Annotated in this window: 18 protein-coding genes; 11 read left to right on the forward strand and 7 right to left on the reverse strand. The window is 67.5% G+C overall.

Annotated features, from left to right (window positions below; genetic code table 11):
* The first annotated feature begins 86 nt into the window (after window positions 1–86).
* The 5 genes from IEW34_RS13230 (at window position 87) to IEW34_RS13250 (ending at window position 5,396) form a co-directional block, all read left to right on the forward strand.
* Window positions 87–857 (forward strand): SDR family oxidoreductase, encoded by a 771-nt coding sequence (locus tag IEW34_RS13230; RefSeq protein WP_188609651.1) that lies wholly within the window; start codon window positions 87–89, stop codon window positions 855–857.
* Between the two features lie 125 nt (window positions 858–982).
* Entirely contained in the window at window positions 983–1,981 is a 999-nt protein-coding gene (locus IEW34_RS13235) for an NADPH:quinone oxidoreductase family protein (RefSeq protein ID WP_188609652.1), read from the forward strand.
* A gap of 48 nt (window positions 1,982–2,029) precedes the next feature.
* Window positions 2,030–3,211 carry an acyl-CoA dehydrogenase family protein gene (locus IEW34_RS13240; RefSeq protein ID WP_188609653.1) on the forward strand — a complete coding sequence of 394 codons (1,182 nt, stop codon included), beginning with the start codon at window positions 2,030–2,032 and terminating at the stop codon, window positions 3,209–3,211.
* 151 nt (window positions 3,212–3,362) lie between these two features.
* Window positions 3,363–4,502: an acyl-CoA dehydrogenase family protein gene (locus tag IEW34_RS13245; protein ID WP_188609654.1), complete on the forward strand. Its 1,140-nt coding sequence runs from the start codon at window positions 3,363–3,365 to the stop codon at window positions 4,500–4,502.
* A 105-nt stretch (window positions 4,503–4,607) separates the two neighbouring features.
* Entirely contained in the window at window positions 4,608–5,396 is a 789-nt protein-coding gene (locus IEW34_RS13250; protein ID WP_188609655.1) for an SDR family oxidoreductase, read from the forward strand.
* Between the two features lie 157 nt (window positions 5,397–5,553).
* Here the strand turns inward: IEW34_RS13250 and IEW34_RS13255 are convergent, their stop codons facing one another.
* From IEW34_RS13255 to IEW34_RS13265, 3 genes are all read right to left on the reverse strand, one after another.
* Window positions 5,554–7,734 (reverse strand): sensor histidine kinase, encoded by a 2,181-nt coding sequence (locus IEW34_RS13255; protein WP_188609656.1) that lies wholly within the window; start codon window positions 7,732–7,734, stop codon window positions 5,554–5,556.
* Window positions 7,735–7,913: 179 nt separating this feature from the next.
* Window positions 7,914–9,158, reverse strand: a complete 1,245-nt coding sequence (locus IEW34_RS13260) for an MFS transporter (RefSeq protein WP_188609657.1) — start codon at window positions 9,156–9,158, stop codon at window positions 7,914–7,916.
* 292 nt (window positions 9,159–9,450) lie between these two features.
* Window positions 9,451–11,103, reverse strand: a complete 1,653-nt coding sequence (locus IEW34_RS13265; protein ID WP_244641955.1) for a porin — start codon at window positions 11,101–11,103, stop codon at window positions 9,451–9,453.
* Between the two features lie 632 nt (window positions 11,104–11,735).
* Here IEW34_RS13265 and IEW34_RS13270 point away from each other — a divergent pair.
* Entirely contained in the window at window positions 11,736–13,424 is a 1,689-nt protein-coding gene (locus IEW34_RS13270) for a class I adenylate-forming enzyme family protein (protein ID WP_188609658.1), read from the forward strand.
* Between the two features lie 207 nt (window positions 13,425–13,631).
* On the opposite strand, the gene IEW34_RS13275 is transcribed toward IEW34_RS13270, so the two are convergent.
* Both IEW34_RS13275 and IEW34_RS13280 read right to left on the reverse strand, forming a co-directional pair.
* Window positions 13,632–14,900, reverse strand: a complete 1,269-nt coding sequence (locus tag IEW34_RS13275; RefSeq protein WP_308424377.1) for an MFS transporter — start codon at window positions 14,898–14,900, stop codon at window positions 13,632–13,634.
* 170 nt (window positions 14,901–15,070) lie between these two features.
* Window positions 15,071–15,949 carry a dienelactone hydrolase family protein gene (locus IEW34_RS13280; RefSeq protein WP_188609659.1) on the reverse strand — a complete coding sequence of 293 codons (879 nt, stop codon included), beginning with the start codon at window positions 15,947–15,949 and terminating at the stop codon, window positions 15,071–15,073.
* A gap of 264 nt (window positions 15,950–16,213) precedes the next feature.
* On the opposite strand from IEW34_RS13280, the gene ettA reads away from it, so the two are divergent.
* Window positions 16,214–17,866, forward strand: a complete 1,653-nt coding sequence (gene ettA, locus IEW34_RS13285; protein ID WP_188609660.1) for an energy-dependent translational throttle protein EttA — start codon at window positions 16,214–16,216, stop codon at window positions 17,864–17,866.
* Between the two features lie 59 nt (window positions 17,867–17,925).
* Here ettA and IEW34_RS13290 read toward each other — a convergent pair whose 3' ends face one another.
* Window positions 17,926–18,375, reverse strand: a complete 450-nt coding sequence (locus IEW34_RS13290) for a PaaI family thioesterase (protein WP_244641956.1) — start codon at window positions 18,373–18,375, stop codon at window positions 17,926–17,928.
* Window positions 18,376–18,462: 87 nt separating this feature from the next.
* On the opposite strand from IEW34_RS13290, the gene IEW34_RS13295 reads away from it, so the two are divergent.
* On the forward strand, window positions 18,463–19,170 hold the full coding sequence (locus IEW34_RS13295; protein ID WP_188609661.1) for a helix-turn-helix transcriptional regulator: 708 nt from the start codon (window positions 18,463–18,465) through the stop codon (window positions 19,168–19,170).
* A gap of 123 nt (window positions 19,171–19,293) precedes the next feature.
* Here IEW34_RS13295 and IEW34_RS13300 read toward each other — a convergent pair whose 3' ends face one another.
* Window positions 19,294–19,614 (reverse strand): hypothetical protein, encoded by a 321-nt coding sequence (locus IEW34_RS13300; RefSeq protein ID WP_188609662.1) that lies wholly within the window; start codon window positions 19,612–19,614, stop codon window positions 19,294–19,296.
* Here IEW34_RS13300 and IEW34_RS13305 point away from each other — a divergent pair.
* From IEW34_RS13305 to IEW34_RS13315, 3 genes are all read left to right on the forward strand, one after another.
* Entirely contained in the window at window positions 19,594–21,222 is a 1,629-nt protein-coding gene (locus tag IEW34_RS13305; protein ID WP_308424378.1) for a lytic murein transglycosylase, read from the forward strand. The two genes, IEW34_RS13300 and IEW34_RS13305, sit on opposite strands and share 21 nt — an antisense overlap.
* A gap of 12 nt (window positions 21,223–21,234) precedes the next feature.
* Window positions 21,235–22,005 carry a trans-aconitate 2-methyltransferase gene (tam, locus tag IEW34_RS13310; protein WP_188609663.1) on the forward strand — a complete coding sequence of 257 codons (771 nt, stop codon included), beginning with the start codon at window positions 21,235–21,237 and terminating at the stop codon, window positions 22,003–22,005.
* Between the two features lie 139 nt (window positions 22,006–22,144).
* Window positions 22,145–22,774, forward strand: coding sequence for a DUF1345 domain-containing protein (locus IEW34_RS13315; RefSeq protein WP_188609664.1), 630 nt, complete (start codon window positions 22,145–22,147; stop codon window positions 22,772–22,774).
* Window positions 22,775–22,970: the final 196 nt, after the last annotated feature.

The raw sequence follows: 22,970 nt of genomic DNA on the forward strand, positions 1-22,970 counted from the left end.
TTACGCAAGAAGCGACTGCCGCAAGCGTCGTCGGAGGCAAGAAGCCAACCTACGCGAAAAGCGATGCAGGCGAGGGAGAAAGCGCGATGCCCACACTGTTCGATCTGACCGGCAAGGTTGCGATCATCACCGGTTCGTCCCGCGGCATCGGACGGGCGGTCGCCGAGCGCATGGCCGAGCACGGCGCCAAGGTCGTCGTCTCGTCGCGCAAGGCCGGGCCCTGCGAAGAGGTGGCCAAGATCATCAACGATCGCCATGGCGAGGAGCGCGCCATCGTGGCGCCGGCCAATATCTCCGAGAAGGAGGATCTGCAGCGGCTGGTCGACGCCACCATGGCCAAGTGGGGGCGGATCGACAGCCTCGTCTGCAACGCGGCGTCGAACCCCTATTACGGGCCGATGGCCGGCATCAGGGACGAGCAGTTTCGCAAGATTCTCGACAACAACATCGTCTCCAACCACTGGCTGATTAGCATGGTGGCGCCGCAGATGCTGGAACGGAAGGACGGCTCGATCACCATCGTGTCGTCCATCGGCGGCCTGCGCGCCTCGACGGTGATCGGCGCCTATTGCATTTCCAAGGCCGCCGACCTCCAGCTCGCCCGCAACCTCGCGGCGGAGTTCGGGCCGAGCAACGTGCGCGTCAACTGCATCGCGCCGGGGTTGATCAAGACGGATTTCGCCAAGGCGCTGTGGGACGATCCGGCGACGCTCGAGCGCAGCACGTCGACGGCCCCCCTCAAGCGCATCGGCACGCCGGACGAGATCGCGGGCGCCGCCGTGTTCCTCGCTTCGCCCGCCGGGAGTTTCATGACCGGCCAGGCCATGGTCATCGACGGCGGCGTCACCATCAACTAAGGCGCTTGCCGATCGGGTGCGGCCATCCGATCGGCGGCGTTGCGCATGCAAATCCTGGAGCATCGATCCGATCAGGGACATGCTCCGGGTCCGCGACAGCGGCAAACGGACAGGGAGCGGCATACATGAAGGCGATCTTGAGCAAGGCGGTCGGCGGGCCGGAAACCCTCGTTCTCGAGGAGGTCGCCGATCCCAAGCCCGGCCCGGGCAAGGTGCTGCTCAACATCAAGGCTTGCGGCGTCAACTATCCCGACACGCTGATGATCGTGGACAAGTACCAGTTCAAGCCCGAACGGCCCTATTCGCCGGGCGGCGAGGTCGCCGGCATCGTCGAGGCGGTCGGTGAGAACGTCACCAAGGTCAGGGTCGGCGACCGGGTCATCGGCTCGACCGGCCACGGCGGCATGGCCGAGAAGGTGGTCGTCGACGAGTTCCGCTGCATTCCCATGCCGGACAACATGCCGTTCGACGAGGCGTCGGCATTCATCCTCACCTACGGCACGTCGCACTACGCGCTCAAGGATCGCGGCGAGCTGAAGCCCGGCGAGACGTTGCTGGTGCTCGGTGCGGCCGGTGGCGTCGGCCTGGCTGCGGTCGAGCTCGGCAAGGCCATGGGTGCCCGTGTCATCGCCGGCGTATCGTCCCAGGACAAGGCCGATTTCGTCAGGACGCACGGCGCCGACGACGTGGTCGTCTATCCACGCGGGCCGTTCGACAAGGACGGCAAGAAGGCGCTCGCCGACCTGTTCAAGAAGGCCTGCGGCGAGAAGGGCGCCGACGTTATCTACGACGGCGTCGGCGGCGACTACGCCGAGGCGTCGCTGCGGGCGATCGGCTGGGAAGGACGCTTTCTGGTGGTCGGCTTCCCGGCCGGCATTCCCGCCATTCCGCTCAACCTCACGTTGCTGAAGTCGTGCCAGATCATCGGCGTCTTCTGGGGTGCGTGGGTGGCCCGCAACAACAAGGGCTTCGGCGAAAGCATCGCCGAGCTGATGGATTTCTACAAGAAGGGGCTGGTGAAGCCCCACGTCTCCGAGCGCTTCCCCCTGGCCCGGGCCGGTGACGCCATCGCGCATCTCGCCGCTCGCAAGGCCATGGGCAAGGTCGTGGTGACGATGGACTGACGGCCGGCCGGGCGGGCGCCCGGCCATGATGATGTGGAAGGAGGGGCAATGGCCGATCTGGAGACGTTTCGCACCGAGACCCGGGCGTGGCTCGAGGCCAATTGCCCCCCCGACATGCGCACGCCCACCGAGGACGAAGACGATGTGGTCTGGGGCGGCCGCAACCCGGCCTACAAGTCTGAGGGGCAGCGCCTCTGGTTGGAGCGCATGGCCGCCAAAGGCTGGACCACGCCGGAGTGGCCGACGGAGTATGGCGGCGGGGGGCTCTCGCGCGAGGAGGCCAAGATCCTGGCGGGCGAGATGCGGGCCCTCGGCTGTCGCTCGCCGCTCTCGTCCTTCGGCATCTGGATGCTCGGGCCGGCGCTGCTGAAGTACGGCAACGAGGAGCAGAAGCGCCGCTTCCTGCCCGAGATCGTGCGCGGCGAGATCCGGTGGTGCCAGGGCTATTCCGAACCCGGCTCCGGCTCGGACCTGGCTTCGTTGCAGACCAAGGCGGAGGATAGGGGCGACCACTATCTCGTCAACGGCGCCAAGATCTGGACCAGCTATGCCGACAAGGCGGACTGGATCTTCTGCCTGGTGCGCACCGACATGGCGGCGCCCAAGCACGAGGGTATCAGCTTCCTGCTCTTCGACATGGCCTCGCCCGGGGTCTCGACCAAGCCGATCCTCCTGATCTCCGGCAAGTCGCCGTTCTGTCAGACCTTCTTCGACGATGTGAAGGTGCCCAAGGAACAGCTGGTCGGCACGCTCAACAAGGGTTGGGAAATCGCCAAGTACCTGCTGACGCACGAGCGCAACTCGATCAGCAGCATGGGCGGGCGGGCGCACCGGCCCGTACACCAGGTCGCCGCCGACAGCATCGGCCTCGACGATCGCGGCGAATTGGCCGATCCGCTTTTGCGCAGCGATGTCGCGCACCTGGAGATCGACGAGATCGCTTTCGAGCTTGCCATGGAGCGGGCCGGCGATCTCGCCAAGCGCCGCCAGATCCATCCGGCGTATTCGTCGGTGCTCAAATACTACGGCTCGGAGCTCAACAAGCGCCGCCACGAGATCCTGATGTCGGCCGGCGGCTCCGACTCGCTGGAGTGGGAGAGCGAACGCTCCGACCATGGAGCAGCAGCGCGCGCCTGGCTGCGCACCAAGGCCAACTCGATCGAAGGCGGCACCTCGGAGGTGCAGCTCAACATCGTCGCCAAACGCATCCTGGAGCTTCCGGGCGCTTGAGGCGCCTGGGCGGCCTGCGATGGTCGGAAGCGACAATCGCAGCGAAGCGCTCCGGATCTGAAGAGTTGGAGCATCGCCTCCGCCATTGGATGAGTTTCATCCGGAGGCGGAATGCTCCGGGCCCGTGACACCCTCGACCGAGATTGCGACCATGCCGCTGGTACTCAACGACGAACAGGCCATGTTGCGCGACAGCGCGCGCAGTTTTGTCAGCGAACAGGCGCCCATCGCCTATCTGCGCCGGCTGCGAGACAGCCACGACGAGACGGGCTTCTCGCGCGACCTGTGGAAGCAATTCGCCGAGATGGGATTTGCCGGCATCCTGGTGCCGGAGGCCCATGGCGGTCTCGGGCTCGGCGCGGTTGAGGCCGGGGTCGTGGCCGAGGAGATCGGCCGCACGCTCGCGCCGACGCCGTTCCTGTCGACGGCCGTGCTCGCGGCCACCGCGCTGACGCGCGGCGGCAGCGACGGGCAGAAGGCCCAGTATCTGCCGGGGATAGCCGCCGGCGAAATGATCGCCACCCTTGCCGCGGACGAGGGGGCCAAGCACCGGCCGGCCAAGACAGCGCTCGCGGCCACGCGCGCCGGCAATGGCTTCAGGCTCACGGGCGCCAAGACCTTCGTGCTCGACGGTCATGTCGCCGATCTCCTGATCGTTGCGGCGCGCACCGCCGGCATCCCGGGCGACCCAGCTGGGATCACGCTCTTCCTGGTGAGGCCGGGTGCCAAGGGGCTCACGACCGAGCGGACCGTCATGGTCGACAGCCACAACGCCGCGCGCGTCGATTTCGACGACGTGGCGGTCGATGCCGATGCGGTGCTCGGCGACGTCGACGGCGGCTACGCGTTGCTGGAAGGCGCGCTCAACGTCGGCCGTGCCGCGGTGGCGGCCGAGCTCGTCGGCGTCGGCGAGGAGGCATTCACGCGCACCCTCGGCTACCTCAAGGAGCGCAAGCAATTCGGTAAGTTCATCGGCGAGTTCCAGGGGCTGCAGCATCGCTCGGCCCATCTGTTCAGCGAGCTCGAGGTGACCAAGGCCGCCGTGCTCAAGGCGCTGCAGGTGCTGGACGAAAACGCCGATGGTGCCGCGCAGATCGTCTCGGTGGCCAAGGCGCGAGCCGGCTTGAGTGCCGGGCTCGCCGTTCAGGAGGCCGTCCAGATGCACGGCGGGATGGGCATGACCGACGAATTCGATCTCGGACTGTTCATGAAGCGCGCACGTGTCGGCCAGGAGCTGTTCGGCGACGCGAACTTTCACGCCGACCGCCTGGCACGCCGCAACTCCTACTGACGGGCGGACGGCCGGGCCCAACCCCAGCAGAGGCCGATGGTCTCTTGTGGGCGGGCCTTCCCGTCGTCATGGCGGGAAACTTCAATTCAACGGGAGGAACGCGCGATGAAGATCGCAGGCAAGGTCATCGTGGTCACCGGCGGTGCCGACGGCATCGGGCGCGCGCTCGCCGAGCGCTTCCTCAAGGAGGGCGCCAAGGCGGTGGTGATCGCCGACATCGACAAGCCCAAGGTGGAGGGCGTCGGCGGGGCCATCGGCACCACGGCCTTCGGCTGCGACGTGTCGAAAGAGGAGGAGGTCATCGCCCTCATCGACAAGACCGAGGCGCTGCACGGTCCGATCGACCTGTTCTGCTCCAACGCCGGCATCGGCGACTTCACCGGCTCCGATCCGAACTTCGTCGGGGCGGCGGGCAATGGGGTCTGGCAGCGCAGCTGGGACGTGAATGTCATGGCCCACGTCTACGCCGCGCGCGCTCTGGTGCCGCGCATGGTGGCGCGCGGCGGCGGCTACTTCCTCAACACCGCGTCGGCGGCCGGGCTGCTCTCGCAGATCGGCAGCGCCGTCTATGCCACCACCAAGCATGCAGCCGTGGGATTTGCCGAGATCCTGGCGATCACCCATCGCGACCAGGGCATTCGCGTCTCGGTGCTGGCGCCGCAGGCGGTGGACACGCCGATGCTGCGGGCCGGCGGCGAGGGACCGCAGCACGTGGACGGCGTGTTGACCCCGGCCCAGCTCGCCGAGGTCGTCGTCGACGGCCTGGACAAGGAGACCTTCCTCATCCTGCCGCACCCACAGGTCGCTGGTTACATGAAGAAGAAGACCGACAACTACGACCGTTGGATCGGCGGCATGGCGAAGTTCAGACGCACGTTTGCCACTAACGGCTGACCTGCACCGAGAGCATTTCCGCGTTTCTTCGAGCCGCCGAAATGCTCTATCGGCTTGATTTGTCGCGTTTTCTTCGCGCGAACCGGCGTCCAATTCGCGCGAAAAGGCCCTAGGGCATCTTGGGGCCGCTATCCGCAGGCGCCCGCTGCTCGCACGATCACACCCCGCCGGGTCGCGCCTCGGCCGCCGCGGGCTCGCCCGATCTCGCGGCGGCCATGACGCGGACGAGCGGGAGGCGGATGGTGCAGCGCAGCCCCGCCGCAGCGTAGTCCAGGGCGATCTCGGCCGCCAGTTCCCGGCGCAGGCCGCGCTCCAGCAACTTCGATCCGAAACCCTGGCGTGTCGGCTGCGCCACCGGGGGGCCGCCGCTCTCGTGCCAATCAATCACCAGCATCGCTCCTGCGTCACTCTCGACCTCGCGCCAGGCGACGTCGACCCGGCCGGTGGGCACCGATAACGCGCCGTATTTGGCGGCATTGGTTGCCAGCTCGTGGACGCAGAGGCCCAGCGTCAGCGTCGCCCGCGCGTTGAGGCGGGTCGGTTCGCCCGTCAGCGTGACGCGCGCGCTGTTCACGTCCTGGTAGGGAGCGAGTTCGTTGGCGAGGACACTGGCCAGCGAGGCGCCATTCCAGCTCTCGGCGGTCAGCAGGTCGTGGGTCTTGGCGAGGCCGATCAGCCGGCGCTCGAAAGCATCCCAGGCGTCCTCGCTGCGGTCGTCCGAGCGACGGGTCAGCATGGCGATCGACTGCACCGTCGCGAGCGAGTTCTTCACGCGGTGATTGAGTTCGCTCACCAGCAGCTGCTGGCGCTGCTCGGCCGTCTTGCGCTCGGTGATGTCCTGCACCATGCCGGTCAGCAGGGGCGGCGCCCCGCCGCGTGCCATCGGCAGGCCTCTCACATCGACCCAATGCACGCTGCGATCGGGCCACACCACCCGCAGGTCCATGGCGAACGGGCCGCGCGAGACCATGGCTCGCTCGATGGCCGCCTGGAGGCAGTCGCGATCATCCGGGTGCACGGCGGCGCTGAGGTCCTTCAGCGTCAGCCCCCGATCCACCGGCAGGCCGACGATGGTCCGTGCGCGGTCCGAGCCGGTCAACACGCCGTGACGGGGATCGAAGGCCCAGGTGCCGAGCTCGCCCGCCTCCAGGGCGAACTCGAGCCGCTGCTCGTTCTCGCGCAGCAGGCTCAGCACACGGTCACGCTCGGCGTTGCGCATGTGCAGCTGGCCGGCCGTGTCGGCGAACGCCCGCTCGACGGCGTCGAACTCGGCGACCCCTGTCGGTTCGAGCGCCATCTGCGTCCCGGCGCCCAGCGCTCCGGCCGTCGCCCTGAGGCGACGGACCGATACCAGCAGGGAGCGGAGCAGGAAGGCTGCATAAGTGAGCCCGAAGCCGATGGCCAGGGCGAGGGCGCCGAACCAGGCCAGCGATCGCAGCAACGAGCCGCTCAGTTCGGAGAGGGGATAGCCGATGACGAAGTACCAGCCGTAGCGGGGCGTCCGGCTGAAGAAGGAGCGGACCGGGACGCCGTCCAGTGCCGTGGCGGTAACGGCACCCTCGAGCTGCGATCCGAGCGCGAGCCTGAGCGATTCGGATGCCGGCCGGCCGACGAAGTCGTCGCCGCCGCGCGAGCGCATGACCACCCGGCCCGCATCGTCGAGGACGGCCGCAACCCAGCTGCTCTGAAAGAGGCCCTGCTCGCCCATCAACCGCTCGAAGGTCTGCGGTGGGATGAGCGCGGACAGGATATACGCGACCTTGCCCCCGGCCAGCACCGGGAGGTGGACCTTGACGATCCAGAGCCCCGGCGTCGGCATCAGCTCGCCGAAGGCGAGCTCGGCCGCCTGGGTCTGCGCCAGCTGCGCGGCCTCCACCGGCGTGAGGTCCGGCGCGACGGGCTCGCCGAATGACTGCTTGGAGCTGAGCAGCGGCGTGCCGGCCGGGTCGGAGAGCACCAGCCAGGCGCCTTCCAGGGGCGCGGCCCGGGCGGCGAGCTCGTGGAAGGCGCGGAGATCGCCGTCGACGAGCTGCCGCGACAGTGCAAGGGTCCGCAGGGACGCCTCGGCGACCGCCAGATCGCGATCGACGCTCAGTGCGAGCGCCCGGGTGGTGCGCGTCAGCAGCGTCTCGGTGGCCCGGCGCTGGGTGATATAGGCCGAGTAGAAGCCGCCCGCTGCCAGCGCCAGCGCCGGGACGGTCAGGGCGAGCACCAGCAGCAGCAGGCGGCGCCGGAACGACGTGCTCTTCTGTCGCGGCGCTCTGCCTCGCCGGCGCCGCGGCCGCAGGCGGCCATCGTCCTCATGTCCGGCAGAAGAATCCGGCTGGGATTCGTTCACGCAGCACCTTCACGACCCCAAGAGCGTCCGATCGAGCCGGCCTTGACCGATCGGATCCATCGAGCCTGCGTCGACTGCCATAGCATAGGCGAGGCCGGGTGCCCTTTGGAACCACCTGCCGGTAGTGGCTCGATCCCGTCGCCCGTTGCAGCACCTGAATAGCGGTGGCGCGCCGTGGCCTATTCCCGCACGGGGGGCCGCGGCGTCGGCCCGGAGGCGATGAGGATGGCCGCCCCGCCGCAGCCGAGCATGCCGGCGACGAGGTAGGGGATCAAATAGCCCCCGCTGGCGTCGTAGAGCAATCCGAAGATCAGTGGGCCGCCGGCCACGCCGAGCACCGAGATCAACTGGCCGGTGGCGTAGATGCGGCCATAGTCGCGCGTACCGAAGGCCTCGGCGAGCAGCAGCGGCTGCATCATCAGCAGGTTGCCCACCGGCAGCCCGAGGAGGGCGATGGCGACCAGCATCAGCACCGGATCGTGGGTGATGGCGAGGGCGACCAGCGCCGCAGCCTGAAACACCATCCAGGCCAGCGTGTAACTGCGGCTCCTCACCTTGAGCAGGATCCAGCCGCCGCTCAAGCGCCCGATGATGCTGGCCAGGGCGAGGACGGCGACGCCGATCGCGGCGATCTCGGGACCGTTGCGCGTCGTCGCCAGCCGGAACAGATGGGCCAGCGCCCCGACCTGTGCGGCCATGGTGAAGACGTAGGCCAGGGACACGGCGATGAAGAAGCGGCTGCGGCTCGCCTCATGGTAGGGGGTGCCGGCGCGGGCCACGACCCCGGACCGGTTCGTCGCCTGGACCTCGCCATCGGGGGTGAGACCCTTCGCTTCGGGCGACGGGTAGAGCAGGAGCAGAGTGGCGGGCACGACGCCGAGAAAGAAGGTTGCGCCGAGCCACGGCCCGGCACCGGCGAGCCCAACCTGCCGGATGGCCCAGGCGGTAAGCGGTGTGATCACGGCGCCACCGAGGGACAGGCCGGTCATCGCGATGGACAGGGCGAGCGCCCGCTTGCGGTCGAACCAGCGGGCCAGAATGGTCATGGCCGGAACGAGGCCGCAGCCGCCGTAGGCAAGGCCGAAGATGATATGGAAGGCGTAGAGCTGCCACAGATTCTCGACCAGGCCCGTTGCCGACAGAGCCAGCGAGCTGAGGACCGCGCTCGTGACGATGACGATGCGCGCGTCGATGCGGTCGAGCAGGCGTCCCGCCACCATCCCGGCCAGACCGGAGGAGATGAAGAATGCGGCGGTGGCGCCGCTCGCCGCGGCGACCGGGAAACGCCGCTCGGCGACGAAGGCGTCCAGCAGGACCGACAGATTGTAGAATGCCAAGCCGCCGGTGGTCGCCAGGATGAGCATCATGGCGCCGACGATGTACCAGCCGAAGAACGTATTGGCGCGTTGGGCAGGCGCGTGCATGGGCGTTTCCGTCACCCGCAGTCCATAGCCCCAGATGCGGGGGCTTCCTAGCTGGGCCCGGCGCATCCCCTCGCATATGGCCCCGCGCCCGGCACATGCCGGTTCGGCGCATCGAGCGTTTCAGTCCGCTCCGGTGACATCAGCCGATTGGAGCGACGCGCTGAGAGTGTTTGAACCTGGTGTGATTGACCCGACGGGGGCATGTTCGACCGCGCTGTCCTGCCCCCAACACGAAAAAAGGCCCCGGCGAACCGGGGCCTCTCGTTCGGATCGGCCGAAGCCGAGCTTGGGATCAGAAGTCGCGCTGGATGCGCAGACGGGTCTCCCAGACGTAGTCCATGCTGGTGGTCTTCGGGGTGGGCACGCCATTGATGGTGTAGGTGAGCGGCTTGTTCACATCGACCACGCGGCCCGACACGTTCTTTTGGGCGTAGCTGACCTCGGCGCCGATATCGAGGTTCTTGACCGGCGACCAAACCAGATTGGTGCCGACGTAGAACATGTTGTAGTTCTTCAGCGACGGCGAGTAGGCGTAGGCGATGGCCTGGGCCGGCGTGAAGTTCAGGTTGGCCGGGATGAGCGAGCCGCCGAGGCCGGCGTAAAGCGGGCCAAGCGCGCCGCGGGCGCCCTTGCCGAAGTCGACGCCGGCGTAGCTGGCGAACACGGCCTGGCGCACCGTCGGCGTCCAGTAGTGCAGGTACGACGCCACCACCGACCAGCTCTCGGTGAGCTTGATATCGCCGTAGGCGTTCAGGTAACCGTCGAAGGTGTCGACGTTGAAGCGACCCCAGCTCTGGCAGGTCCGGTTCGCACCGCCGCACAGGCCGGTGATGCCGGTGTAGGACAGGGCGCCCTTGCCGTAGGCGGCCTGCAGCCACAGCTGGTCGCCGGGGGCGATCATGTCCAGCTTGAACTTCACACCGGCCTGGACCGCGTAGCCATAGGCGGCTTCGGGACGCTGAACGCCGCCGAGCGCGGCGACCTGGGTCGGCGTCAGGACCGTGCTGCCCTGGTTGGCCTGGACGAAAGTGCCGACGCTGATCTGGTGGGTGGCGGCGGAGAGCTGGGCCGAGCCCCAGCCGCCGTCGTAGCGCAGCACGCCGACGAAGTCGGGCAGCTGATTGCGCTGGGCGATGTCGACGGAGGCGTACGAGGTCGGCAGCCCCGTCGACGGATCGAAGGTCAGGCCGATGGCACCCGGGAAGGTGGTGCCGTTGTACGGCAGGTTGCGGAGCCCACTCGGCACGGCCGAGTTGGCCGCGGCATTGTTGGGGAAGATGCCGCCGGCCGTGTAGAGCGGCTGCCGGCGGGCCGTCGGATCTTCGACCGACAGAGTGGCGCTGAAGCCGTTGCCGAGCTTGGCGGTGTAGGCGATGCCGTTGGTGCTCTGCACCTCGGAGCTGAAGGTGTAGCCGATGAACTCCAGCTCGTGGCCGTAGAAGTCATAGAACGAGCTGAAGCGACCGGCGGTGAGGCCGGCGAACTGGATGAAGGCCTTGTCGGCTTCCACATACTTCTGGGCACGGCTGAAGGTGTCGATGCCGGTGGCGAAGAAGGCCTGCGCCTGGCGCTCGGCGGTGCCGGAGCGCAGCGGCCAGCCGCCGGTGCGGCTCGCGATCTCGAAGCGGACGAAGGTGCGGACCGTGCCCCACTCGGACGCGGTGCGGGCGTCCACCTGCAGACGGCCCAGGCCGCGGTAGCTCGACGCGTCCGAGTTAACGCTCTTCAGCGGGCCGCTGTACTGATACTCGAAGCGGGCGCGGCCACCGACCTTGATGCAGGTGTCGGTGCCGGGGATGTAAAAGAACCCTGGTCCATAGGCGGTGCAAACGCGCACATATTCAACCGGCGCGGCTTTCGTCATCGGCAAGTCCGCGGCTTCGGCGCCCGTCATCATCGACAGGCCAGCAGCGGAGCCGAGCAGGATTGCTCTCACGATGTTCACGATCAACCTCCAGAGTCTAAAGACGGACACCCCTGCGCGTTGGGCAAGGTGTTCAAAATGCGACGAAAAATTGTTCTTGTGCGATGCAGCCCCTGCCTAGCGGCGCATCATGACAGTGGCGTTACGGACTTACGGCTTATGCCGCCGAGGAAAATTGGGGGCGCCGCCTCGCCGGCCGCGTCAATGCCCCAAATTCCCAAGGCGCAACCGAGTTCGAAGCACCTCCACCCTAGTGCGGAACCTAAGCGGCTGGTCCGCGCACGGTCAATGCAACGATCCCCTGTGACACGCCTCAACTTCCTTGTGTGGACTTGCCGCCACAGGTTTCGGCGGCAGAATTGCGGCTTACGTGCGCGCTTTCCGTGTTCTGAAGCGCGAATGGGCGGCAAGCGCCTGTCACAAAAGAGTCATAAATTCGTCGACTTCAGAATTCGCGTCATGTTTAGCTCCGACAGTTGGAGCCGTTAATTCTCTCGTCTTGCGTTGAAGGGGAGAATTTATCGCGAATCCCCTGCGTCTGATCGGTGCCGTTCACCCATGGCGCGCAGGGCTGGTGTCGCGCCCGGCCTTGTCTGTCGAGGCCGTCTGCGGTCAAGATCGGCGGACGACCGATTGGGGAGGACAGCGTTTCCATGGCGGCAGCGACACCGGCCGAGGCGAGAGCGATGCTGACGGCGCCCGGCGCGCCCTACGAAGTGGACGAAGCCGTCATCCGCGGCCTGCGCACCCACGTCTGGAAGAACGCGGCTCCCCACCTCCGCCACTTCCTCGACGCCAGCAGGGCCCACGGCGATGCCGACTACATCGTCTACGAGGATGAGCGGCTGACTTACGCGGCGCATTTTCGCGCCTGCGCCAAGTTCGCGCACGCGCTGGCGTCGCGCTTCGGTGTCCGCAAGGGCGACCGCGTCGCCCTTGCCATGCGCAACTACCCGGAGTGGTCCGTGGCCTTCTGGTCCGCCGCCGCCATCGGCGCCGTCGTGGTGCCCCTCAATGCCTGGATGAGTGGCCCGGAGCTCGAGTACTGCCTCGCCGATTCCGGCTCGGCCGTACTCGTCGCCGACGGCGAGCGCCTGGCGCGGATCGCGCCCCATCTGGGCGGCCTGGCGTTGCGCGGCCTGGTGGTGACACGCGCCGAAGGGCCGCTGCCGGACGGTGCCCTGCCGTGGGTAGACCTAGTCGCCGCCGACCAGGACCTCGAGTTGCCGCCGGTCCGTCTGGCTCCCGACGACGACGCCACGATCTTCTACACCTCAGGAACCACGGGTAAGCCGAAGGGCGCGCTCGGCACCCACCGCAACATCTGCACCAACCAGTGGACGGTGGCCTACAACCGGGCGAAGACGGCGCTCGTCGCAGGCGTGCCGCTGCCCGATCCGGCTACTGCGCCGAAGCGGGCGTTCCTGCTGCCGGTGCCGCTGTTCCACGTCACCGGCTGCCATTCCGGCATGCTGCCGACCTTCGCCGCGGGCAACAAGCTGGTGCTGATGTATCGATGGGATCCGGCGCGCGGCATGCAGTTGATCGAGCGAGAGAAGGTCAGCGGTTTTACCGGCGTGCCCGCCATTGCCTGGCAGATCCTGGAGCACCCGGATTTCGACCGATACGATCTGTCGAGCCTGGAGAACGTCAGCTACGGCGGCGCGCCGGCCTCACCGGAACTGCTGCGGCGGGTGCGAAGCACCTTTCCGGCCGCCTTCGCCGGCAATGGCTACGGGCTGACCGAGACCTCGTCGGTCGTGGCCCAGAATCAGGGGCCGGAATACGTGGAGCGGCCCGACAGCGTGGGCCCGGCAATACCCGTGTGCGACATCCGCGTCGTCGATCCCGACGGGCGCGACCTGCCGCCCGGCGGCATCGGGGAGCTCTGGGTTAAGGGCCCGAACGTGGTCAAAGGCTACTGGAACAAGCCCGAGGAGACCGCCAAGAGCTTCACCGAGGGCTGGCTTCACACCGGCGACGTGGTGCGCTGCGATGACGACGGCTACATCTATATTCTCGATCGGGCCAAGGACATGCTGATCCGGGGTGGTGAGAACATCTATTGCACCGAGGTCGAGGATGCCCTCTATAGCCATCCCGCCGTGATGGATGCCGCGGTGGTCGGCATCCCCCACCGGGTGCTCGGCGAGGAGGTCGGCGCCGTCGTCCAGGTCAAGCCGGGCTTCGAGCTGGACGAGGACGGGCTGAAGCAGCACGTGGCCGGTCGGCTCGCCGCCTTCAAGGTGCCGGTTCGCATCGACATCCGCCGCGAGCCGCTGCCGCGCAATGCCAACGGCAAGATCGTGAAGCGCGACCTGCGAAACCTGTTCGTCAGCTAGGAGCATTTTCGAGCGAAGTGGACGCCGGTTCGCGTGAAGAAAATGCGACAAAACAAATAGATAGGGCATTTCAGCGATTCGGAGAAACGCGGAAATGCTCTAATTCGGTGCGGTGGCGCGCCTCGCGTTGGGTGGGTTCACTCCCATCGCGAAGGCGGCGCTCCGGTCAAAGAAGGCTGTGGCATGCGTCGGGGCGCTGCGCCCCGATCATGGACGCGGCGCGGCTCCCGGCTCGTCCAGCAGGCTGACCAGCGCCGCGCTCAACAGGGCCGCCAGGGCGGCCCCTGCGATCGGCAGCACGTAGCTGCCGCTGACGTCGAAGGCGTATCCGGCCAGCGGCGGGCCCAGCAGCGTGCCGAGCGCGCCTGCGGTGTAGGCCAGGCCGATGATGCCGCTGGCGTTGCGCGGCCCGAAATAGTCGGCCAGCAGGGCAGGCGCGAGCGCAACGTAGCCGCCGTAGCACGCGCCGAACATCAGGGCGAAGACCCCGAGCCCGAAGGCGGTATTGGCGATCATCCACCAGCCCAGCATGACCGCGATGCCGGCGAACATCATCATCAGCGACCGCCGGCGACCGAGCCGGTCGGCAATGCCGCCGATCAGGAATCGGCCCGCGGTCGAGCCGACGCCGATCAGCGCAAAGAGCGTCACCGCCGTCGAATGCTCGACGCCGCGATCTTCCGCCGATGGCGTCAGGTGGACGAAGGGCATGAACAGGCCGATGGAGGCCAGGACCGAGGCGATGTAGAGGAGGCGGAAGGGCTTGGAGCGCAGGGCTTCGCCGACGCTCATGCCGGGCAGTTCGCCGCGCGCCGGCGGGGCGCCGCTCGCCACGCCGCCGTCAGGCAGCAGGCCGCGCCGTTCGGGCGAGTTGTCGACGAACAGGGCGGCGAGGCCCCCGCCGACGACGGCCAGCAGGCCGAGCGTGAGATAGGCGCCGCGCCATCCCAGCTGATCGATCAGCGCCTCGGCGATCTTGGGCATCACCAGGGTGCCCACGCCGATGCCGGACACGGCGATGCCAGACGCGAAGCCGCGGCGCAGCACGAACCAGCGCTGCACGGCGCTGATCGACGGCACGTAGGCGAAGCCGACGCCGATGCCGAGGCCCAGGCCGATGCCGAGATAGAGGGCCCACAGGCTCGTCGCCCGGGCGGCGACGATGAGACCGGCGCCGACCAGGATCATGCCGGTGAGCACCACCCAGCGCGCACCGAACCGGTCCGTCAGCGGCCCGCTGAGGGCGCCCACGGCGAAGTAGATCGCCACGCCGATGGAGAACGCCCAGGACAAAGAGGCGCGCGGGGCGCCGAATTCCTGCTGCAACGGCGCGAAGAAGGCGGGGAAGGTGTAGGTGCTGCCCAGCGCGATGAACATCACCGTGAAGGCGGCGGCAACGACGATCCAGCCCCATCTGGCCGATTCGCGCCGTCTGGAGGCGTCGACCAGGGCCGTCACGGCCGCAATACTCCGCACATGGTCCACTCCTCGGCCGGCGCCAGGGACGCTGGGCAGGCTCTCTCAGCGTTTCCGTCCCGTCGCGGCGGCTTGTCCGATCGCGTGATCGGTTTGCGCCGTGACCACAATCTCTTGATTTGGTGCCCAATGAAAGGGCGGCGGCCGTCAAGCCGCCGCCAGCGGGCGCCTCAGGCGACGCCGTAGGTCTTGAACCAGGCGAGCATGCGCTGCCAGCCGTCCTCCGCCGCCTGCTTGTTGTAGCTCGGCCGGTAGTCGGCATGGAAAGCATGCCCCGCCTGGGGGAAGATGACGATCTCGACGGTCTTGCCCGCCGCCTTCGCCTTGTCGCGTTGCGCTTCGACCGCCGCCACGGGGATGCCCGGGTCGGCGCCGCCGTACAGGCCGAGCACGGGCACCTTGATGTCGCCCGCGACATCCGCGGCCGTCTTGGGCTGGATCGGGGTGGTCTGCCCGGCCAGCGGGCCGTACCAGGCCACCGCCGCCTTCACATCCGGGTTGTGGGCAGCATAGAGCCACACGGCCCGGCCACCGCGGCAGAAGCCGGTGATGCCGAGCCGCTTGGGATCTCCCTTGCTGTCCGCGACAGCCCATTTGGCCGCGGCATCGAGATCCGACATCACCTGCGAATCCGGCGTCTTGGCGATGAAATCGCGCAGGATCTGCTGCACGTCGGTGACCTTGGAGATGTCGCCCTGCCGCGCGTAGAGCTCGGGCGCGATCGCGACGTAGCCGAGCTTCGCCAGCCTTCGGCAGGTGTCCTTGATGTATTCGTGCACGCCGAAGATCTCCTCGACGACGAGCACGATGGGGAACGGACCCCCTCCTTGCGGCATGGCCCGATAGGCCGGCATGTCGCCGTCGGCGACCTTGATCTTCACTTCGCCGGCGACGAGCCCGTCGGCCGGCGTCTGGATCGCCTGGCCGGCCTGGGCGTGCGCGGTGGCGACGGTGAAGCCGCTCATCAGCGCGGTCATGACGAAGCCGCGGCGCGACAGCGGCTCGTTGATGAGGCCCCTGAGGCCCTCGAGATCGTCCGTTTGGCTCATCGATAGTCCCTCCCGTCGCCCGTCCGCCCGGTTCCAGCTCACCTGGCCGCCCGGCGCCAATCATCTGTGCGCGAGGACGGACGGCGCACGCCCTCTCCTGCCAAGACTGCGTGACAACCGTAGAACGAGTATCCCAGGCTTGCCCAGCCTGCCTTGCGGGGGCGGTGAGCGAACGCTAGATAGGGCGCCAATCATGTCCCTGCGGCCGGCCGCGCCATCCGGTGTGCCGATCCCAAACACCCCCAACCGGGTGGAGCCCGTTCCATGTCCCGTCAATTCATCTACCACATGCGCGGCCTGACCAAGGCCTACGCCGGGGGCAAGAAGATCCTCGACGACGTCAATCTGTCCTTTTACCCGGATGCCAAGATCGGCGTTCTCGGCGTCAACGGCGCCGGCAAGTCGACCTTGCTCAAGATCATGGCCGGCATCGACAAGGAGTGGACGGGCGACGGCTGGGTCGCGGAGGGCGCACGCGTCGGCTATCTGCCCCAGGAGCCGCAGCTCGATGCGAGCAAGACCGTCCGCGAGAACGTCCTGGAAGGCGTCGCCGACAAGAAGGCGATCCTCGACGCCTACAACGATCTCGCCATGAACTACTCGGACGAGACCGCTGACGAGATGACCGAGCTGCAGGACAAGATCGAGGCGCAGGGCCTCTGGGACTTGGACAGCCAGGTGGACCAGGCCATGGAGGCGCTGGGCTGTCCGCCCGACGACTGGGACGTCGGGCGTCTCTCCGGCGGTGAGAAGCGCCGCGTGGCGCTTTGCCGCCTGTTGCTCGAAAAGCCGGAGCTGCTGCTGCTCGACGAGCCAACTAACCATCTCGACGCCGAAACGGTAAACTGGCTGGAAGGCCATCTGCGTACCTACCCCGGCGCGATCCTGATCGTCACCCACGACCGCTACTTCCTCGACAATGTCACCGGCTGGATCCTCGAGCTCGACCGCGGCCGCGGCATTCCCTACGAGGGCAACTACTCCTCCTGGCTGGGGCAGAAGCAGAAGCGGCTGAAGCAGGAGGGCCGGGAGGACGAGGCGCGCCAGCGTGCCCTCGACCGCGAGCAGGAATGGATCGCCGCCTCGCCCAAGGCGCGCCAGACCAAGAGCAAGGCGCGTATCCAGCGTTACGAGGAGCTGGTCGCCAAGCAGGCGGACAGGACGCCGCAGACGGCACAGATCATCATTCCCGTGGCCGAGCGCCTGGGCAACAAGGTCATCGAGTTTGACGGCATCAAGAAGGGCTTCGGTGACAAGCTCCTCATCGACGATCTCTCCTTCAGGCTGCCACCTGGCGGCATCGTCGGTGTCATCGGCCCCAACGGCGCCGGCAAGACCACTCTGTTCCGCATGATCGCCGGCCAGGATCAACCCGACGAGGGCCGCATCGACATCGCCGATGCGGTGTCCCTTGGCTATGTCGACCAGTCGCGCGACGCGCTGGATGCCAACAAGACGGTCTGGGAAGAGATCTCGGAGGGCAACGAGATCATCTATCTCGGCAAGAAGGAAATCAACAGCCGGGCCTACTGCGGTGCCTTCAACTTCAAGGGCGGCGACCAGCAGAAGAAGGTCGGCAGCCTCTCGGGCGGCGAGCGCAACCGTGTTCACTTGGCCCGCATGCTGAAGTCCGGCGCCAACGTGCTGCTGCTCGACGAGCCGACCAACGACCTCGATATCGACACCCTGCGCGCGCTCGAAGAAGCGCTGGAGGACTATGCCGGCTGTGCCGTCATCATCAGCCACGACCGCATGTTCCTCGACCGCATCGCCACCCATATGCTGGCCTTCGAAGGCGACAGCCACGTCGAATGGTTCGAAGGCAACTTCCAGGACTACGAGAACGACAAGAAGCGGCGCCTGGGCATCGACTCGGTCATCCCCAAGCGTATCCAGTACAAGAAGTTCTCGCGGTGATACCTGCCTGGTGGATAGGTGGCCGGGCTTGACCCGACCGCCCATCCACCAGCTGAATCTCAGCCTAACGCGCGCGCGGCGTGCATGAGCCGCGCGCTGGCGTTGGCTCGGGCCAGAACGTGCCCGTCGCCGTCCAAGAGGCGGGCCTCCATGAAGGCGATGGTGCGGCCGAGCTGGACCACCTGGCCCTCGCCGAAGAGCTGGCCCGGGCGGGCGGGCGCCAGGAAGCTCACGTGCATGTCGATCGTCGCGGTGTAGAGCTCGCCGCCGGTCCGGATCCACACGGCCGGCCCCATGGTGTCGTCCAGCATCGCCGTCTGGAGGCCGCCCTGGATCAGGCCCGCCGGATTGAGAAACGCCCGCTTGCCGTCGAAGCCGATCCTGATCCAGCCCCGGGTGGGATCCGCCGCCACGATGTGCCAACCCAGCAGCTGGGCACTCGGCGGCATCGGAATGCTGTCGAGGAGAGCCTCGGCTGCGTCCGTTTCGCGCATCTGTCGATTCGTCATGACTTGCTCCCGCCGGTTCGTTGCCGCGCTTGGGGGAGAGGATTAGCCTGTCGCTCCTGACAGCATGGTGTCAGGAGGCTTCTCCACATGCGCCGCGCAGACCGCCTGATCGAGCTCATCGGCCACCTTCGGCAGGACAAGCTGGTGATCGCCGATGAGCTCGCACGGCGCCTGGAAGTTTCGGTGCGCACGGTGTACCGCGACATCGTCTCGCTGCAGGCGCAAGGCTTTCCCATCGAGGGCCAGGCCGGTGTCGGCTACCTGCTGCGCGGCCCGGTCGATCTGCCGCCGCTGACCTTCGACCACGACCAGCTCGAGGCCCTGGCCCTCGGTCTGGCCTACGTGGCGCAGGTCGGCGACCCCGCCCTGTCGGCGGCAGCCCGTGCGGCCCAGGCCAAGATCGATGCGGTCTGGACCGGCCGGTCGACGCCCGGGGGCGAGGACCGTCGGCTGCGCGCGTCGCAGCGACCCGAGCGCCGGGCGCCGGCCTTCGCCGCCGCGCTGCGGGGGGCGCTACGCGCCCGCAAGCTCGTCGCCTTCCGCTACACCGACGCCGACGGCAAGCGCACCGAGCGGGAGGTGCGGCCCCTGGCGCTCACCGCGTTCTCGGAGGGCTGGTTGCTGATCGCCTGGTGCGGGCTGCGCCACGACTTCCGGGCGTTTCGTCTCGATCGCGTCGCGGAGCCGGTTGTCCTCGAAGCGGCGTTCACCGACGAGCCGGGCCGCGACCTCGCAAGCTACCTCGAGCAGTTCGCCGCGAGCCTCGACGCAAGAATGCGGCCGCAGTCCTTTTGAAGAGCCGGCGGTGTTTGGAACGCATGCCGATCCGGTGAACCATTCGGTCCGATAAATCCATAAAGACCAATGGCTTGTACCCTTTCATCCCGGTCGGTGGGTTCCGACTGATAGGGAAAGGCTCTAATCGATCACCCTCCAATAGTCCGCTACGAAACCGCGCGGGTCGACGGTGCGCACCGGGCCGCCGTTCTTCGGCGTGTCGCCGTCACAGCTCCATTTGAAGATGGTGTCGCGGCCGGTGACGGCGGTCGGGATCGTGGTGCTGCCGGGGTGAGTCCGGCAGAAGTCGGTCGAATCGGACGTTGCCATCACCTGCGTATCGGCACGGCCGCAATAGCGCTCGCCGCCCGGCACGCAGGCCACCACCTTGCCGGCCATGCATCGCCAGATCGGCCCTTTGCCCGCGCCTTTGGAGAGATCATGAGCGCCGAACGCGGACATCACCTTGTCCATCAAGGCGTGTGGCACCGGCCGGAACTCATTGTCGGTTCCGACGCGTTGGCAGAGCTCGGCCGGCGTCTCGGCGTGAACCAGCGAGACGGTCGTCAAGACTGCCGCCATCAAACCCACCGCCGCCAAGCCGGCGAAGACATATCGGATCATGCAGTGCCTTGGTGCCTCCAGCACGCCTGTGCCATTGAACGCAATCATCCGCCCGCGGAAAAGGGCTCCAAATCTTTGAATCCGAAGCGTTTCTATGCGATTGGACGGATCGGGCCAATCGCGAAGCGCTCCAGCGCTACCCCAGAAGGGCGTGATGGCGTACTTCAGGCGCTCTGCGCAAGACAACGCGACCGCGGCCGATTCGACCGCAGCATGATCCGAGGTGCCGACGTGCGCATGACGTTTGCGACCGTGCTTTCTCTCGCCCTGGCGCTGGGGGCGTGGGCCGGACCGGCCGCGGCGGCCGATTTCCCGGACTTCGTCGCCTCGCTCAAGCCCGAGGCGCAAGCCCTCGGTGTATCGGCGGCTACGTTCGACGCTGCAACCACCGGCCTGACGCCGGACCTGTCGTTACCCAACCTGGATCGGGGGCAGGGCGGCCCCACCAATGCCGGACAGGCCGAGTTTACGGCGACGCCGGCGCAATACCTGTCTGACAAGGCCATTGGCGGAGCGGCCGGCAGGGGGCGGGCGCTCCTCGCCAGCCTGCGGCCGCAGATCGCCGCGATCGAACGTCGCTTTGGCGTGCCGGGGCCGATCGTGCTGGCCATCTTCGGGCGCGAGTCCGGCTACGGCACGCAGGTCGGCAAATACGACGCCGTGCGGACCCTGGCGACGCAAGCCTGGGCCGGGCGCCGACGTCAGGAATACCGGGGCGAGTTCCTGTACGCCCTGAAGCTGCTGCAGGATGGGGTCGTGTCGCGCGCCGCGCTGAAGAGCTCGTGGGCCGGCGCCATCGGCATGGCCCAGATGCTGCCGTCGCAATATTACAAATACGCGGTCAATCTCGACGGATCGGGCCGTCCCGACATCTGGAGGTCGACCCCCGACACGCTGGCGTCGATCGCCAACCACCTCAAGGGCGAGGGCTGGCGAGCGGGCGAACCATGGGCGCTGGAGGTGGTGGCCCCGCGGGGCGTCGACTGCACGCTGGGCAGCCCAGAGCAGCCCCAGGCCTACAGCCAATGGCTCTCCGCCGGCTTCCGGCCGGTCGACGGGAACGGCGTCGCCTCCAGCTCGGCCCGGTTCGCCCTGCTGTTGCCGGCCGGCCCGTACGGGCCCGGCTTTCTCATCGGTACCAACTATTTCGTGCTCAAGGCCTACAACTTCTCCGACCTCTACGTGCTGTATGTCGGCCATCTGGCCGACCGCATTGCCGGTGGCGGCAGCTTCGCCACCCCATGGTCGCCGGTCACGCAGCCCTCGGCCAGCGCGCTCGCCGCCATGCAGCGCAAGCTCGCGGCCCTCGGCATCTATGCGGACAAGATCGACGGCAAGGCGGGCATGAAGACGCGCCTCGCGGTCGGCGCATTTCAGAAGGCGCGCGGGTTGCCGGTCGATTGCTGGCCAGATGCGGCGACGCTGCGGCGGATCGCGGCCGATTAGGAGGTGCCCGTCATGGCTGAATGGAGCGCAGAGCAGTACCTGTTGTTTGCAGACGAGCGCACGCGGGCGGCGCGCGATCTCCTGGCTCAGGTGCCCTCCGGCCCGCGGCGCGAGGTCGTCGACCTCGGATGTGGACCGGGCAACTCGACCGAGCTGCTGGTCGCCCGCTTTCCGCAGGCCAGAGTCTGCGGCGTCGACAGTTCGCCGGACATGCTGCGCCAGGCGCGGCAGCAATTGCCTGCCCTCAGCTTCGAGGAGGCGGATCTGGCGACCTACGCCCCGCCGACCGGCACCGACCTCCTGTTTGCCAACGCCGTCTTCCAATGGGTGCCGAACCACCTCGACGTTATGGCCGGGCTGCTCGACGCCCTGGCGCCGGACGGCGTGCTGGCGGTGCAGATGCCCGACAACCTGGCCGAGCCCTCGCACCGGCTGATGCGCGAGATCGCGGCGACGCAGCCCTTTGCCGGCAAACTGGCCGAGGCGATCACGCTGCGCGATCGACTGGCGGAACCGGCCGTCTTCTACGATCGCCTGAAGCCGCTGTGCAGCCGCTTCGATGTTTGGCACACCATCTACAATTTCGTGCTGGCCGGGCCCGACGCGGTCATCGAATGGGTCAAGGGCACGGGGCTGCGCCCCTTCCTCGCGCCGCTCGATGCGCGCGAGCGCGAGGCGTATCTGGTGGCCTATCGGGCCGCAATCGCCGCTGCCTATCCGCTGCAGACGGACGGCAAGCTGCTGCTCAGGTTCCCGCGCTTCTTTCTGGTGGCGGTGAAATGACGGCCGGCGTCGGCAGCGTCACGTTGCGGGCGAAGGGCGACGATCGATGAGAGCGCCGCGGCATGGCAACGGGCGGCGGTGGCTCCGCGCCGGTCGCGCGGGGCATGTGGCGACCGCCGGGCCCCCGTGGCTGCGGGTCATGCGCACGCGCATCCGAACGACCATCGCACTGGCCGTGATGGTGGCGACATTCCTGCTGACAGGCGGCTTGTTCGACCTGCTGGCCACGCGCGTCCTGGTGGCTTGGAATGCAGGGGCCATCCTCTGGCTCGTTCTCGCCTTCCAGATGATGGCGACGTCGAACGTCAGCCGCATGCGCCAGCGCGCCGTCAAGGAGGACGAGGGTGCGGGTGTCATTCTCGTCGTCTGCTGCGCCGCGGCCCTCACGAGCATCGTTGCCATCGGCTTCGTGCTGAGTGCGGCCGCGGGAAAGACACCGGAGGCCCACGCCTTCGCCCTGGCTCTGGCCGGCTGCACGATCCTGACCTCATGGTTCTTCGTGCACACGGCGTTCACGCTGCATTACGCGCACGAGTACTACAACGACGACGGCCAGGTCGGCCTCGCCTTTCCCGGGGTGAACGCGCGGCCCGACTATTGGGACTTCGCGTATTTCGCGGTGAACATCGGAGCTGCCAGCCAGACATCCGACGTGCAAATCACCTCGGCGCAGATTCGCCGCCTGGTGCTGGCCCATAGCGTGCTGGCGTTCTTCTTCAACACGACCATCCTGGCCTTCGCCATCAACGTCGGCGCGGGGCTGCTCTGAGCCGGGCGTCGAGGGCGCATTCCGATCGGGCGCAACCACCGGCCGGCGGCTCCAACATTCAAGTCCTTGGAGCCCTCCTGTCCGATCGAAATGATGTCGACGGATCGGAATGCTCGCGCCTCGAGCATTTTCGCGTTTCTTCAAATCGCCGAAATGCTTCTATCTGATTGATTTGTCGCGTTTTCTTCACGCGAAC

Source organism: Chelatococcus reniformis, from assembly GCF_014640075.1.
In the GTDB taxonomy this organism is placed as follows: domain Bacteria; phylum Pseudomonadota; class Alphaproteobacteria; order Rhizobiales; family Beijerinckiaceae; genus Camelimonas; species Camelimonas reniformis.

Coding starts and splice junctions, on each gene's coding strand:
- IEW34_RS13270 (WP_188609658.1), top strand. CDS start 11,736: ATGGCGGCAGCGACACCGGCCGAGGCGAGAGCGATGCTGACGGCGCCC.
- IEW34_RS13280 (WP_188609659.1), bottom strand. CDS start 15,949: ATGAGCCAAACGGACGATCTCGAGGGCCTCAGGGGCCTCATCAACGAG.
- IEW34_RS13260 (WP_188609657.1), bottom strand. CDS start 9,158: ATGCACGCGCCTGCCCAACGCGCCAATACGTTCTTCGGCTGGTACATC.
- IEW34_RS13300 (WP_188609662.1), bottom strand. CDS start 19,614: ATGTCCGCGTTCGGCGCTCATGATCTCTCCAAAGGCGCGGGCAAAGGG.
- IEW34_RS13235 (WP_188609652.1), top strand. CDS start 983: ATGAAGGCGATCTTGAGCAAGGCGGTCGGCGGGCCGGAAACCCTCGTT.
- ettA (WP_188609660.1), top strand. CDS start 16,214: ATGTCCCGTCAATTCATCTACCACATGCGCGGCCTGACCAAGGCCTAC.
- IEW34_RS13290 (WP_244641956.1), bottom strand. CDS start 18,375: ATGACGAATCGACAGATGCGCGAAACGGACGCAGCCGAGGCTCTCCTC.
- IEW34_RS13245 (WP_188609654.1), top strand. CDS start 3,363: ATGCCGCTGGTACTCAACGACGAACAGGCCATGTTGCGCGACAGCGCG.
- IEW34_RS13295 (WP_188609661.1), top strand. CDS start 18,463: ATGCGCCGCGCAGACCGCCTGATCGAGCTCATCGGCCACCTTCGGCAG.
- IEW34_RS13250 (WP_188609655.1), top strand. CDS start 4,608: ATGAAGATCGCAGGCAAGGTCATCGTGGTCACCGGCGGTGCCGACGGC.
- IEW34_RS13305 (WP_308424378.1), top strand. CDS start 19,594: ATGAGCGCCGAACGCGGACATCACCTTGTCCATCAAGGCGTGTGGCAC.
- IEW34_RS13240 (WP_188609653.1), top strand. CDS start 2,030: ATGGCCGATCTGGAGACGTTTCGCACCGAGACCCGGGCGTGGCTCGAG.
- IEW34_RS13230 (WP_188609651.1), top strand. CDS start 87: ATGCCCACACTGTTCGATCTGACCGGCAAGGTTGCGATCATCACCGGT.
- tam (WP_188609663.1), top strand. CDS start 21,235: ATGGCTGAATGGAGCGCAGAGCAGTACCTGTTGTTTGCAGACGAGCGC.
- IEW34_RS13315 (WP_188609664.1), top strand. CDS start 22,145: ATGCGCACGCGCATCCGAACGACCATCGCACTGGCCGTGATGGTGGCG.